This window comes from Pasteurella sp. WM03 (assembly GCF_004570945.1).
GTDB lineage: Bacteria > Pseudomonadota > Gammaproteobacteria > Enterobacterales > Pasteurellaceae > Rodentibacter.
Genome location: NZ_SPPO01000001.1, coordinates 229,975 through 243,800 on the forward strand (window position 1 = coordinate 229,975; position 13,826 = coordinate 243,800).

Annotated in this window: 11 protein-coding genes; 7 read left to right on the forward strand and 4 right to left on the reverse strand. The window is 41.0% G+C overall.

The window, feature by feature from the left end; genetic code table 11:
- Nucleotides 1-10: 10 nt before the first annotated feature.
- From secD to E4T92_RS01180, 3 genes are all read left to right on the forward strand, one after another.
- The gene (secD, locus tag E4T92_RS01170) at nucleotides 11-1,861 is read left to right on the forward strand and encodes a protein translocase subunit SecD (protein ID WP_135093097.1); all 1,851 of its coding nucleotides are present in this window, start codon (nucleotides 11-13) and stop codon (nucleotides 1,859-1,861) included.
- 11 nt (nucleotides 1,862-1,872) lie between these two features.
- The gene (gene secF, locus E4T92_RS01175; protein ID WP_135093098.1) at nucleotides 1,873-2,847 is read left to right on the forward strand and encodes a protein translocase subunit SecF; all 975 of its coding nucleotides are present in this window, start codon (nucleotides 1,873-1,875) and stop codon (nucleotides 2,845-2,847) included.
- A gap of 170 nt (nucleotides 2,848-3,017) precedes the next feature.
- Nucleotides 3,018-4,838, forward strand: coding sequence for a monovalent cation:proton antiporter-2 (CPA2) family protein (locus E4T92_RS01180; protein WP_135093099.1), 1,821 nt, complete (start codon nucleotides 3,018-3,020; stop codon nucleotides 4,836-4,838).
- 195 nt (nucleotides 4,839-5,033) lie between these two features.
- Here the strand turns inward: E4T92_RS01180 and E4T92_RS01185 are convergent, their stop codons facing one another.
- Together E4T92_RS01185 and E4T92_RS01190 are read right to left on the reverse strand one after the other, a co-directional pair.
- Nucleotides 5,034-5,627, reverse strand: a complete 594-nt coding sequence (locus tag E4T92_RS01185; RefSeq protein WP_135093100.1) for an XTP/dITP diphosphatase — start codon at nucleotides 5,625-5,627, stop codon at nucleotides 5,034-5,036.
- On the reverse strand, nucleotides 5,627-6,373 hold the full coding sequence (locus tag E4T92_RS01190; protein WP_135093101.1) for a 3-deoxy-D-manno-octulosonic acid kinase: 747 nt from the start codon (nucleotides 6,371-6,373) through the stop codon (nucleotides 5,627-5,629). Before E4T92_RS01190 ends, E4T92_RS01185 begins: the two co-directional genes overlap by 1 nt.
- A gap of 77 nt (nucleotides 6,374-6,450) precedes the next feature.
- Between E4T92_RS01190 and E4T92_RS01195 the strand changes: the two genes are divergently transcribed.
- Nucleotides 6,451-7,494, forward strand: coding sequence for a glycosyltransferase family 9 protein (locus tag E4T92_RS01195; protein ID WP_135093102.1), 1,044 nt, complete (start codon nucleotides 6,451-6,453; stop codon nucleotides 7,492-7,494).
- 46 nt (nucleotides 7,495-7,540) lie between these two features.
- On the opposite strand, the gene E4T92_RS01200 is transcribed toward E4T92_RS01195, so the two are convergent.
- Nucleotides 7,541-7,885 carry a carboxymuconolactone decarboxylase family protein gene (locus E4T92_RS01200; protein WP_077542918.1) on the reverse strand — a complete coding sequence of 115 codons (345 nt, stop codon included), beginning with the start codon at nucleotides 7,883-7,885 and terminating at the stop codon, nucleotides 7,541-7,543.
- 116 nt (nucleotides 7,886-8,001) lie between these two features.
- Here E4T92_RS01200 and E4T92_RS01205 point away from each other — a divergent pair, with 116 nt between their 5' ends.
- On the forward strand, nucleotides 8,002-8,889 hold the full coding sequence (locus E4T92_RS01205; protein ID WP_135093103.1) for a cupin domain-containing protein: 888 nt from the start codon (nucleotides 8,002-8,004) through the stop codon (nucleotides 8,887-8,889).
- Nucleotides 8,890-8,982: 93 nt separating this feature from the next.
- A complete protein-coding gene (locus E4T92_RS01210; RefSeq protein ID WP_135093104.1) occupies nucleotides 8,983-10,833 on the forward strand; it encodes an ABC transporter ATP-binding protein in 1,851 nt (616 codons plus the stop codon).
- 235 nt (nucleotides 10,834-11,068) lie between these two features.
- Here E4T92_RS01210 and E4T92_RS01215 read toward each other — a convergent pair whose 3' ends face one another.
- Nucleotides 11,069-12,454, reverse strand: a complete 1,386-nt coding sequence (locus E4T92_RS01215) for a DASS family sodium-coupled anion symporter (protein WP_077542920.1) — start codon at nucleotides 12,452-12,454, stop codon at nucleotides 11,069-11,071.
- A gap of 210 nt (nucleotides 12,455-12,664) precedes the next feature.
- Between E4T92_RS01215 and E4T92_RS01220 the strand changes: the two genes are divergently transcribed.
- Nucleotides 12,665-13,786 (forward strand): sugar diacid recognition domain-containing protein, encoded by a 1,122-nt coding sequence (locus E4T92_RS01220; protein WP_135093105.1) that lies wholly within the window; start codon nucleotides 12,665-12,667, stop codon nucleotides 13,784-13,786.
- Nucleotides 13,787-13,826: the final 40 nt, after the last annotated feature.

Genomic DNA, 13,826 nt, shown 5'->3' on the forward strand with positions numbered 1-13,826 from the left:
AGGGACAACTATGCTAAATCGTTACCCATTGTGGAAGAATCTAATGGTGATCCTTGTGGTCGCCATTGGTATTTTATACTCTCTTCCAAATATTTATGGTGAAGATCCTGCGGTACAAATTTCAGGTACTCGAGGACAACAAGCCTCAACTGTGACATTAGGACAAGTTCAAGAAGTCTTAAAGGCCAATAATCTTTCAACAAAATCTATTGTTCTTGAACAAGGCTCTATTTTAGCCCGTTTCAACAATACGGATGATCAGCTCCTTGCTAAAGATAAAATTGCCGAAAAACTCGGTAATAATTACACCACAGCATTAAATCTTGCACCGGCAACACCTACTTGGTTAAGCAGTGTTGGAGCAAACCCGATGAAATGGGGCTTGGATTTGCGTGGTGGGGTACGTTTTTTAATGGAAGTGGATATGAATTCTGCGCTTGCGAAACGTCAAGAGCAATTGCAAGACACGCTACGCAATGAACTTCGTAAGGAAAAAATTCAATACACTGGGATTAGAAATGCTGAAAATTTTGGTACAACCGTAACCCTTGCTAATCCGGAACAACTTTCAAAAGCGTCACGTATTATTCGTCAATCTCATCCGACATTAGAAGTCACAAATGCGGAGAACGATACGTTAAATTTATCGCTTTCCACAACCGCACTTAATGAAGCTCGTGATTTAGCGATTGAGCAAAACTTAACAATTCTGCGTAAACGTGTTTCAGAATTAGGGGTGGCAGAAGCTGTAATACAACGTCAAGGTGCAGAACGTATCGTAATTGAATTGCCGGGGGTTCAAGATACCGCTCGTGCTAAAGAAATTCTTGGGGCGACAGCGACCTTGGAATTTCGTATGGTGAATCAAACCGTCAATGCTGAAGCTGCGGTACGTGGCATTTTACCGGCAGATTCTGAAGTGAAATATAATCGCGATGGTCGTCCGGTAGTACTTTTTAAACGTCCGTCTTTAGGTGGTGAACATATTATCAATTCAAGTGCTGCTTTGGATCAGCAATCAGGTACACCACAAGTGAGTGTGACATTGGATAGTGAGGGGGGAGAACAAATGTCTCAACTCACTAAAAAGTACTATAAAAAACCAATGGCAACTCTTTACGTTGAGTATAAAGATAATGGTAAGAAAGACGAGAACGGTAAAACCATTCTTGAGAAAAGTGAAGAAGTGATTAATGTGGCGACTATTCAGGCCCGCTTTGGCGCAAACTTCCAAATTACCGGGGTAGATAGTATGGCAGAAGCACATAATCTTTCGACCTTGTTGAAATCCGGCGCATTAATTGCACCGGTACAAATTGTGGAAGAGCGTACAATCGGTCCGTCATTAGGTGCGCAAAATGTCGAACAGGGCTTGAATGCAAGTTTCTGGGGGCTTATTGCTGTCATCTTATTTATGCTGTTCTATTATAAGCTTTTCGGCATTATTGCAAGCCTTGCAATGGTCATTAATATTGTCTTGCTGGTTGGTTTGATGTCTATTCTTCCGGGGGCCACCTTATCCATGCCGGGGATTGCCGGTATCGTTCTCACATTGGGAATGTCAGTAGATGCCAACGTACTGATTTTTGAACGTATTAAAGAAGAAATTCGCAACGGTCGTCCGGTTCAACAAGCCATTAATGAAGGTTATAACGGTGCATTTACTTCTATTTTTGATGCGAATTTAACCACGATTCTCACGGCAATTATTCTTTATGCGGTGGGAACCGGCCCGATTCAAGGTTTCGCAATTACCCTTTCATTAGGTGTTGCAATTTCCATGTTTACTGCCATTACCGGAACGCGTGCGCTTGTGAACGCAATTTATGGTGGCAAACGTGTTGAAAAACTTTCTATTTAATTGAGGTGACTATGGCACTTTTTGCAAGAGATAAAAACGGACATCTCATCAAAGAAATTAACGGAATTAAACTCCCGTTCCCGTTGACCGAGTTTATGAAAGTTCGTAAATGGGGATATATTGTTTCAGCACTACTGATGGCGATTTCACTATTTTTTATCGTCACAAAGGGCTTTAACTGGGGGCTAGATTTTACCGGTGGGGTCGTCTTTGATACCCGTTTTTCACAAACGGCGAATCTTGAACAAATCCGTGGTAAGTTAAAAGAAAACGGTATTGAAAGCCCTATTGTGCAAACAACGGGTTCTGTTCAAGATGTGATGATTCGTTTACCTGCAGCGGATAATGATTCTGGAATTGGTGATCGTATTAAATCCATGTTGGTTGAATTGGATTCGGCTATTCAAATTAAAAGTATAGAGTTCGTAGGCCCCAATGTTGGTGAAGAATTGGCTCAAGGTGCGGTGTATGCGACTTTAGCAACCTTGGCGATGATGTTAATTTACATCGGTTCCCGTTTTGAATGGCGTTTGGGCTTGGGAGGAATTGTTTCTCTTGCCCACGATGTTGTGATTACCCTTGGGGTTTTCTCAGCGTTACAAGTAGAAATGGACTTAACGTTTGTTGCCGCTATTCTTTCAGTGGTGGGATACTCCATTAACGATAGTATCGTTGTATTTGACCGGGTTCGTGAAAATTTTCGCAAGATCAGACGATTGGATACCATTGATATTATTGATATTTCCCTCACACAAACGTTATCAAGAACCATCATGACCTCTGCGACAACATTGATCGTTGTGATTGCGCTCTTTTTCTTTGGTGGACCGTCTATTCACAATTTCTCCCTTGCTTTATTGGTAGGGATTGGCTTCGGTACTTATTCTTCCATCTTTGTGGCCATTGCCGTCGCTTATGACGTAGGTTTAAGACGTGAACATATGATCCCGCCTAAGGTAGAGAAAGATGGGGATGAACTTCCTTAAAGTACCGGCATTGTGTCGCAGTTACACAAATCTAATTTAAGCTTTATATAAAAAGTGCGGTTAATATTGACCGCACTTTTTTATCGCTACAAATATGCTGAATCCCTATAAATTCAGCACAAAACCCAGTAAAATACGCCGGTTTTTTTTATATTGTTTTAGGAGTGACTATGGCAGCGGAAAGTTCAGGTGATTTAATTCGAGTGGTGGCATTGCTGGGTGCCGCAGTGGTGGCGGTGCCATTATTTAAACGCATAGGATTGGGATCGGTGTTGGGGTATCTCGCTGCCGGATTGGCTATTGGCCCCTATGGTTTACAGGTGATTGGTGATCCTCACGCAATTATTCATCTGGCTGAATTTGGTGTCGTGATGTTCTTATTTGTGATCGGGCTTGAAATGAAGCCTTCACACCTTTGGGGATTACGTCGTCAAATTTTTGGACTAGGCAGTATGCAAGTGATCATTTCTGCCATTTTAATGACCATTGTTGGTGTGCAGTTTGGCGTATCATGGGAAGTGGCGTTTGTCTCTTCCGCAGGTTTTGTATTGACATCCACCGCAATTGTGATGCAAGTATTAGGTGAACGCAAAGAACTTTCTACAAAACGCGGTCAAAAAATCGTCTCAATTTTATTATTTGAAGATCTTCTGATTGTCCCATTACTTGCTATTGTCGCTTCCCTCTCTCCTTTTGAAAAAACTGAAGCTTCCATGCCTTGGTGGCAATCTGCGGGCATTGCTATGCTCGCCTTAGCGGTATTAGTGTTTATTGGCCGTTTCATTTTAAATCCGGTTTTCCGTATTTTAGCGAATGCTAAAGCCCGTGAAGTCATGACTGCTGCTGCACTTTTTGTGGTATTGGGGGCCGCATTATTAATGGAAGAAGCCGGCTTATCCATGGCAATGGGCGCTTTTGTAGCAGGTGTAATGCTTTCCGAATCTGCCTTCCGCCATCAATTGGAAGCGGATATTGAGCCTTTCCGTGGTTTATTGCTGGGGCTTTTCTTCCTTGGCGTGGGAATGGCGTTAGATTTAAAAGTCGTTGCAGAAAACTGGCAATTAATCCTTTTAGGCGTGATTGTATTAATGCTTACCAAAGGTGTCTGTATTTATGTTGTAGCACGAGTTGCTAAAAGTACTCATAAAACAGCATTAGAACGAGCACTCTTAATGGCGCAAGGTGGGGAATTTGCTTTTGTGCTTTTTGCGGCAGCCCTGTCAAAAGGAGTGATTGATGAAACGGTAAATGCCAATATGACGGCAATTGTTGTGCTTTCTATGGTGATGACACCGCTCATTCTTGTGCTTTATGAAAAATATGGATCGAAAGAAATTGCAGAAGAAATTGAACCTGATGAAATTGATGAACAGCATCCGATACTTATTATCGGTATGGGACGTTTTGGACAAATCGTAAATGACTTGCTCCGTTTAAGTGGTTATGCCACAACAGTGGTAGATCTTAATCCAACGATGATTAAAGGTTTTAATGAATATGGTATTAAATCTTATTTTGGCGACGCTTCCCGCCGTGAGTTTTTAATTGCAGCAGGATTGGAGCAGGCTGAAATGCTTGTTGTGGCAATTGATAATAAAGCACAAGCCTCCGATATAGTGCACTTTGCCCGTGAAGTGAACCCGAATATTAAAATTATCGCCCGTGCTTATGACCGTTTTCATACTTTTGATTTATATAATGCAGGGGCTGATGACATCGTGCGGGAAACTTTTGATTCAGCGGTACGCACCGGTCGATTGGCATTAGAAACCTTAGGTATGGAAACTGAGGTTGCAAAAGAAATTGCGGAATATTATTTCCATGCCGATCGTCACGAAGTGGAATTAATGTCTCAAGTGTATGATCCACAGGCACAATTCTTTAAAAATCCGGCATTACAAGATATTGCTCGAGAATGCGACCAAAAAATGGCAGCAGAGATTCAAGAAATCTTGCTAAGAGCGAAAGAAAAAGAACAAGAAGAAAATTAAAAAATTTGATAAAAACGACCGCACTTTTAAGCATTAAAGTGCGGTCGTTTCTTTTCATTTTTTTGCATTAATAGCAGAGCCAATTTGAGGGGCATTTGTAGGGACACACTGCGTGTATCCGTTTAAAATCAAATTATTTCAATACATAGGACACACGCAGTGTGTCCCTACCTTTCGTTGAAATACCGGTTCTTATTATACGCTCAATTTTGCCTTTAATTCTTGCAACGCACGTGCACGGTGAGAGATTTTTTTCTTTTCTGTTGTTTCCAGTTCTGCAAAGGTGCAACCTTGTTCTGGGCTGAAGAATAAGCTGTCGTAACCAAACCCATTTTCCCCTTTTTCCTCAAAACCAATCATACCGTGGCATTCCCCTTCTGCAATGATAGGGGAAGGATCGGTTGGGTGACGTAATAACACTATACAGCTCACAAATTTTGCGTGGCGTTTTTCCTTTGGTACATGGGCAAGTTCTGCCAATAATTTTTGACGATTTTTCGCATCATCGCCTTCTTCGCCGGCATAACGGGCGGAATATAAACCCGGTGCGCCGTTAAGCGCATTAACGACTAATCCCGAATCGTCCGCAATTGCCGGCAAACCTGATTTTTCTGCGGCATAACGGGCTTTTAATAACGCATTTTCCACAAAAGTTAATCCTGTTTCTTCGGGGCTTTCGATGCTTAAATCCGTTTGAGCGATCACGTCGAATCCAAATGTTGCCAACACATCTGCCATTTCTTTCACTTTTCCAGGGTTACCGGTAGCCAGTACAATTTTTTGCATGATTATTTATCCTTTTTGTTGAAATTTTGATGATAACCGAGCATTAATTCCGCCCAGTTTTGTTCCGTAAATTGGATTTTCATTCTTTCGGTTTCTTTTGTAAAAGAGCGGTGCAAACGGGTTAAGTTTTCTTCTTTCCAAAAATCTCCTGATTTTTCACCGCACTTATCAAAATCAAGTAGCCAACATTTTTGTTCCGATTCAGTGTGTTGAACAAGAATATTGTGAGCATTGAGATCTGTATGGCAAATTTGCAGATCGTGTAATTGACGAATTAGCCCACCGATTTGTTGCCAAACCTCATTTGTTAGTCTTTGGGTTTGCAAAAGTGCGGTCAAATCCTGTGCATTTTCGATTTTTTCGGTGAGAATATCCGCTTGATAACAAAAACCGAATTGTCCTTTTTTTACCCGTGCGCCGATAGGTTTTGGAACGGGCAAACCCGCATCATACAAGCGTTGTAATAAAAAAAATTCTGCGAAACTACGAGTTTGGGAAAGAGATGAGAAATAATAACGATCTTTATTGAATTTTCCCCATAAACCACCCCGATAATAATGACGAAGTGCACAATTGACCCCAAACCAATCTTGTGTTGCCAAAAAATAAGTCGTTCCTCGTCCTTGTGCTGAACCAAGAATACGCTGTTGTGTTTGCCAATATTGCGGATCGAAAAACTGATGTGGTTGGTCAAAAGTGCGGTCAAAATTAAAGAGAAAAAATTGGTTATCCTGTTGGAACTCAAACATTTTATGTGGATTGAATGATAGAAAATGCCCTCATTCTACTTTAAAATAACGCCAATTTAAACGAGAAAGGAATCGCTATGCCGCTTTTTACCGACGCGCCAACCACGCTTTGTATTCTTCGCCTTTCTGCGGTGGGGGATGTGTGTCATGCCCTTGCGGTGGTACAACGCATTCAGACGTATTATCCACAAACCAAAATCACTTGGATTGTGGGGAAAACGGAAGCCACATTGTTAGAGGGAATACCTAATGTTAGGCTGATTTCTTATGATAAGAAAACGGGTTGGAAAGGGATTTTTTCTTTATGGCAGCAGCTTAAAAATACCCATTTTGATGCGTTATTAAATATGCAAACGGCATTTCGAACTTCCATCCTTTCTTTAGGTATTAAGGCAAAATATAAAATCGGTTTTGGTAAAAAACGTTCCCGTGAGGGACAGTGGCTTTTTGTGAATCGCCGTGTGAACGATCCCATATCACCTCATGTATTAGAGGGTTTTATGGCGTTCGCCGAATATATTGGTGTACCAAAAGGCGAACTCAATTGGCAGCTTGTGATTTCTGAAGAAGATAAACAATTTGCACAACAATTTATTGATCCGACCCGTAAAAATTTATTAATTTCCCCTTGTTCCAGCAAAGCTGAAAAAGATTGGTTGGTGGCACGTTATGCAGAAGTGGCAAATATTGCGAACCAACATAATGTGAACGTGATTTTTTGTAGTTCACCGGCAAAACGGGAGGTGGAAATGGTGGAGAAAATCACCGAACTCTGTGACTTCACGCCTACCAATGTCGCAGGAAAAACGAGTTTAAAACAACTTACCGCATTGATTGCTAAGGTTGATCTTGTGCTTTCGCCGGATTCCGGTCCTGCTCATATTGCCACAACGCAAGGCACACCGGTCATCGGATTGTATGCCTATCACAATCCATTGCGTACTGCGCCTTATAATAATAGAGAAAATGTGGTATCGGTGTATGAAGAAAATGTGCAAAAGGAATTTGGCCGACCTTCCTCTGAATTGCCTTGGGCAACTAAATTGAAGGGGAAAAATTTAATGGCGGAAATTCAAGTGAAAGAGGTGATTGCACAGATGGAAAAATTGAATTTATGGTAACAAAAAAGGCGTTCATTGAACGCCAATAGGGATAATATGATAAAGATTATTCCCCTTTTTGTACATTAAATGCTTCTAATGCACGTAAGGAATAGGTATAAGCCGCACCGGCATTGAGTGCGATAGACATTGCCAATGCAGCAGAAACTTCGGCTTCAGTCGCACCGGCTTTTACCGCTTCTTCCGCATGAACGCTAATGCAGCTTTCACAACGAGTGGTAACTGCCACCGCAAGGGCGATTAATTCACGGGTTTTGGCATCAAGTATATTACCTTCAGCCGCTGCGGCACCTAATGCTTGATAGGCTTGCAACATTTTAGGGTGTTTTTTGCCAAGCTCGCCAAATGATTTTTTTACATGTGAAGTGTGTTCTTTCCAATCGGTAAACATAATGTTTTCTCCTAAAATATGATTGTGTAATGATGATTAATTTCGGGGCAAATTATAGACCGTTTGTGCAAACATACTTGCCAATTTGTCTCAACTTATATGGTTGGAGTCTCATCATGGATTACTTAGATAAACTGGTTCAATTTGCTCAGGTTAGGGGAGAAATTAACATTCGTTGCGAATTTCAGGGCGAGTGGCAAGTGGAACATAATAAACATTCAAATAGCAAAGGGATTTTTCATTTGATCGAAGAAGGGGAATGTTGGCTTACTCTTGAGGATCAACGATTTCATTTAACACAAGGCGATATCTTTTTTCTTCCACAAGAACGACCGCACTTAATGGGAAATCTGCCGGAAAACAAGGAAAACACACCCTCTCATAAAAGCAAGTATGGGGTGTTTGAAGTGCAAAAAATTGGGCATGGGGCTGCAGATTTAAAAATGTTTTGCGGGGCATTTTATTATCAGAAAAATGCACTACTCACAACATCCTTACCTGATTATTTACATCTGAACTTGCGTAATACCTCAATCCAACCTCTTGTGCAATTATTTTTGCAAGAAGCAATGAAACAAGAAAACGGTAATCAATCCGTGATTGATGCATTGGCCAATGTGTTATTTATTTATATTATCCGTCACGTCATCAGTTTTGGGATGATGGGGCAAGGTGTACTGTATGCGCTTCAAGATAAACGGCTCAATCCTGTGATCCTTCGGCTTTTACAATCACCGGCACAAGATTGGTGCATTGAACAACTGGCAGAGCTGGCGTCAATGTCTCGTGCTAATTTTATCCGTGTATTCCAGCAACAGATTGGTATGTCCCCCGGTCGATTTCTTACCAAAGTGCGGTTAGATTTGGCGGCATTTTTATTAAAACAGTCGCAAAAAACCGTCTTGGCAATTGCCTTAGAAGTTGGTTATCAATCAGAGGCTCATTTCAGCAAGGCTTTTAAAAATACCTATCAAGTTTCCCCAAGTCTTTATCGTAAAGTGTAAATTTCGCTCACTGTAATTTGAGGGATTTTTACGCTATAATGCGCCATTTCAAAGGCAGCCTTATGTTGCCTTTTGCTTTTTTAAGGAAATCTTATGTTCGATAAAATTTTTTCATGGTTTGAAAACCGTTTAAATCCTTATCCGGAAAGCAATCCGACAACGCCGGAAAAAGGACTGTTCCGTTTTATATGGTCGAGTATTGACGGAATGAAAGGCTGGATTTTCTTGCTGGCGATTTTAACGGTTGGAACCGGCATAATGGAAGCATTACTATTCCAATTTATGGGGTTGCTCGTGGATTGGCTTGGCGCTTATACACCGGCAACCTTATGGCAGGAAAAAGGGCATTTACTTATTGGCATGGCAGCACTGCTTTTATTGAGTATTGTGTGGTCTTTTATTGGGGTGAATGTTCGGTTACAAACCTTGCAGGGGGTATTTCCGATGCGGCTGCGTTGGAATTTCCACCGTCTGATGCTTGGGCAAAGTTTGAGTTTCTACCAAGATGAATTTGCCGGTCGTGTTTCTGCAAAAGTGATGCAAACTGCTCTTGCTGTGCGTGATACAGTGATGACAATTGCGGATATGCTGGTTTATGTGGCGGTGTATTTTATCACCTCAGGTTTGGTATTGGCGGCGTTAGATATTTGGTTCTTATTGCCCTTCGCTATTTGGATTTTCCTCTTTATCACAATCTTGAAATTGCTGATTCCTCGTTTAGCGAAAACGGCGGAGCGCCAAGCGGATGCCCGTTCTTTGATGACAGGACGTGTCACCGATGCTTATTCCAATATTGCGACAGTAAAATTATTCTCTCACGGTTCACGTGAAGCGGCATATGCAAAACGATCAATGGAAGAATTTATGGTAACAGTACATGCGCAAATGCGTCTTGCCAGCTCCCTTGATACCTTAACTTATGCCAGCAATATTTTCTTAACCTTAACCACTGCTATATTGGGCGTTATTTTATGGCAACAAGGGCAAGTGGGTGTCGGGGCGATTGCCACAGCGACTGCAATGGCATTGCGTGTGAATGGATTGTCTCGTTGGATTATGTGGGAATCGGCACGTTTATTTGAGAATATTGGTACTGTAAATGATGGAATGGCAACCCTGACAAAACCGCACACGATTGTTGATAAACCGAATTGCCCACCATTACAGGTCAAGCAAGGGGAAATTAAATTTAATGATATTACCTTTGCCTATGATCCGACAAAACCGCTATTAAATCATTTTAATCTCACCATCAAACCGGGCGAAAAAGTCGGGTTAATCGGGCGTTCCGGTGCGGGTAAATCGACCATTGTTAATCTCTTGCTGCGCTTTTATGAGGCACAGCACGGTACAATCACCATTGACGGACAAAATGTCTTGGATGTGCAACAAGAAAGTTTACGTAGTCAAATTGGTTTGGTGACACAAGATACCTCACTATTACATCGTTCCGTCCGTGACAATATTATTTATGGTCGCCCAACTGCCACAGATGAAGAAATGCAATGGGCAGCAGAACGGGCTGAAGCCGCGGATTTCATTCCGTTCTTGACGGATGCACAAGGACGAAAAGGTTATGATGCACACGTGGGTGAGCGAGGCGTTAAATTGTCCGGTGGTCAGCGCCAGCGTATTGCCATTGCCCGTGTGATGTTGAAAGATGCACCGATTTTGTTACTGGATGAAGCGACCAGTGCGTTGGATTCTGAAGTGGAAGTGGCGATTCAAGAAAGTCTTGATAAAATGATGGAAAATAAAACGGTTATTGCGATTGCCCACCGTCTCTCTACCATTGTGGCAATGGACCGTTTGATTGTGTTAGATAAAGGTCAAATTGTGGAGCAGGGCACACACAGTGAATTGCTTGAACAAAATGGCTTGTACGCAAAACTTTGGAAACATCAAAGTGGTGGTTTTTTAAGTAGTCATGAACATTTAGATTAATACGGAAAATAGCAGTATTACGTGGCTGTTGCACAAACTTTATTTTGTTTTTTGTAGGGATACACAGCGTGTTGCTTATAACAGTTGAAATAATTTGGTTTTATCATGGACACACGCAACATATCCCTACATTTTAAAGTAACCGCTTTTATGCATTTCTCCATAACAGCGGAAAATAGAAAGAGAAACGACCGCACTTTGAGAAAGAGCGGTCGTTTTTTATGGCATTTTTGAACTAGTTAAGCCAGAAAAAATAACCGAATGTTGCAATCACGAAGACACAGACAATATTGAGTACAACACCAGCACGCACCATTTCACTTTGTTTGACTTGACCGCTACCAAACACAATAGCATTTGGTGGTGTTGCCACCGGCAACATAAATGCACAGGATGCTCCCAAACCGATAATTAATGCAAGACCAATTTCTGGGATTCCTAAGGACTGGGCGATAGAAATAAAGATTGGTACGAGCAAGGCTGCACTAGCTGTATTGGAGGTAAATTCGGTTAAGAAAATGATAAATGCCGCAACGAGTAAACCAATTAAGTAATAATGTTGCCCTTGAACTAAGAAGACAATGCCATCAGCGAGAATCTTACTTGCACCGGAATCTTTCAATACTGCACTTAATGTTAAACCGCCACCAAAGAGCATTAACACGCCCCAATCGGTATTGTCTTGGATTTGTTTCCAACTCGCCACGCCAGTTGCACAGATAATAATTGCCGCAAGTAACGCAACTACACTATCAAAGCTCGCAATGTTTTTTGGTAACCCCAATAAGCCTGAAATGAGCGGATTAATTTTGCTACTAAATACCCAACAAAGTGCGATAAATACAAAGATCAGCAAAGTTAAAATCCGTTGTGGATTCATCTCAATTTTATCAAAAGATTGTTCAAAGTGTTTATTGAGTTTAGGTTTGAATACGATGAAAAGCGTACCAATCATTAACGGCAATAAAATTAACATAATCGGTAATCCGTACCATAGCCAATCTGAGAACGTGAGGTGTAAGTTGCTCGCCACAATCGCGTTTGGCGGACTACCAACTAAGGTTCCCATTCCGCCAATACTTGCGCTATAGGCAATTCCCAACAAGACAAATACATAAGTATTATGCTCTTTTTCACGATCCATATTGCTTAAAATACCCATTGCGAGTGGTAACATCATTGCCGCAGTCGCAGTATTACTCATCCACATTGAAAGAAAAGCGGTGATCAAGAAGAGATAAATTACTGCGACAAAAAGATTACCTTTAGCGAGTGCCATAATTTTATTGGCAATCATTCTATCCAGTTTTTGCATATGTAATGCTGTTGCTAATGCAAACCCACCGAAAAATAAGAATATTGTGGGGTCAGAAAAGGCTGCAAGAGCCTGTTTTGTTGAAACTAAGTCTAATGAAACGGCAAGCAATGGAACAAGTAATGCCGTAATGGTAACGTGTAATGCTTCGCTTAACCAAAGCACTGCAATAAAAGCCAATAATGCAAGCCCAGCGTTTTCCTTCGGGGCAAAGGGTAGACATTTTAATAAAACAAAAAAGAGAAGAATATCCGCAAGGAATATCATTCCGTTTTTATGGTTTTTGAGTGAAGATGTTGTGTTCATAGAACCCTCTACATTTTTAATCAAATGAACAGGATCTTATGTTAAAGGAATGTTACTAACTTGCAATGAGCAAAATTCAAAAATGTGATCAAGAGCAAACATTTTGACAAAAAAAGTGTGGTTAAAACTTCCGACTTAGGAAGTTTATTGACGACATCCCCTTATAGCCGATAACGTATAGGCTTTCTTCCTATTGATGAGAAAACAAAAATGCAGCTTAACACAGTAATAGCCCAAAAAATTGTGAAACGAGCAATGAAAATTATCCATTATTCCGTAAACGTGATGAATGATAACGGTGTGATTATTGCTTCCGGTAATCCTGAGCGTTTGTCGCAACGACATACCGGAGCGGTGTTGGCGTTACGGGAAAATAGGGTTGTGGAGGTAGATCAACGCTTAGCGCAAAAATGGAATTTCGAGGCTCGGCCGGGGATTAATCTACCTATTCATTATTTAGGAAAAGCGATTGGAGTTGTGGGAATTTCCGGTGAGCCTACGCAGGTGAAACAATATGCGGAATTGGTGAAAATGACCGCGGAATTGATTGTAGAGCAACACGCATTATTGGAGCAAGAAAGTTGGCGCCGCCGTTACAAAGAAGAGTTTATTTTGCAGTTATTGCGTGGAGATTTGAATTGGCAAGAAACCGAGCAACAAGCCAAATTTTTTGCTTTTGATTTAACCCAATCCCGAGTGGTGATTTTGATTAAATTGTTATCCCCGAATCCTGATTCCTTACAGCATTTGATCAATTATTTAGAGCAACCTGAATTTGCGCAGGATGTGGCGATTTTATCGCTCGATCAAATTGTCGTATTAAAAACACTGTCGATTTCAACCGCACTTTCTCAGCAAATAAAAACCTTACTCCCGAAAGATTACACAAAACAGAATTATAAAATTGCAGTCGGTGCAAGTTTGAATGTGCCCTTATCCGAACAACTTCCCCTTTCTTTTCAAAGTGCCCAAAGTACCTTGGCTTACGGTATGAAATATCATCCGAGAAAAAATCTTTATCGTTTTGAGGAATATCGTTTGCCGGTGCTGTTGACAGGGCTATCCTATTCTTGGCAAGGTAAGGAATTGTTAAAGCCGATAACGCCCTTATTTGCTGAGGAAAATGCCACGCTTTATAAAACACTACAACAGTATTTTTGGGCAAATTGCGATCTCCATCTCGCTGCCGAAAAATTGTTTATTCACCCCAATACCCTACGTTATCGACTTTCTAAGATTGAACAAATAACTGGGTTGTCTTTCAATAAGATAGATGATTCATTGAGCCTTTATTTGAGTACGGTATTAGTTATAAATGGTAAGAATGATTAAAAAACAAATAAATTTAACTGTACTTTCTATTTATTTTAGA

What these genes read in the sequence shown, in the direction of transcription:
- secD (WP_135093097.1), top strand. Translation starts at nt 11, where the DNA reads ATGCTAAATCGTTACCCATTGTGGAAGAATCTAATGGTGATCCTTGTG.
- secF (WP_135093098.1), top strand. Translation starts at nt 1,873, where the DNA reads ATGGCACTTTTTGCAAGAGATAAAAACGGACATCTCATCAAAGAAATT.
- E4T92_RS01180 (WP_135093099.1), top strand. Translation starts at nt 3,018, where the DNA reads ATGGCAGCGGAAAGTTCAGGTGATTTAATTCGAGTGGTGGCATTGCTG.
- E4T92_RS01190 (WP_135093101.1), bottom strand. Translation starts at nt 6,373, where the DNA reads ATGTTTGAGTTCCAACAGGATAACCAATTTTTTCTCTTTAATTTTGAC.
- E4T92_RS01195 (WP_135093102.1), top strand. Translation starts at nt 6,451, where the DNA reads ATGCCGCTTTTTACCGACGCGCCAACCACGCTTTGTATTCTTCGCCTT.
- E4T92_RS01200 (WP_077542918.1), bottom strand. Translation starts at nt 7,885, where the DNA reads ATGTTTACCGATTGGAAAGAACACACTTCACATGTAAAAAAATCATTT.
- E4T92_RS01205 (WP_135093103.1), top strand. Translation starts at nt 8,002, where the DNA reads ATGGATTACTTAGATAAACTGGTTCAATTTGCTCAGGTTAGGGGAGAA.
- E4T92_RS01210 (WP_135093104.1), top strand. Translation starts at nt 8,983, where the DNA reads ATGTTCGATAAAATTTTTTCATGGTTTGAAAACCGTTTAAATCCTTAT.
- E4T92_RS01215 (WP_077542920.1), bottom strand. Translation starts at nt 12,454, where the DNA reads ATGAACACAACATCTTCACTCAAAAACCATAAAAACGGAATGATATTC.
- E4T92_RS01220 (WP_135093105.1), top strand. Translation starts at nt 12,665, where the DNA reads ATGCAGCTTAACACAGTAATAGCCCAAAAAATTGTGAAACGAGCAATG.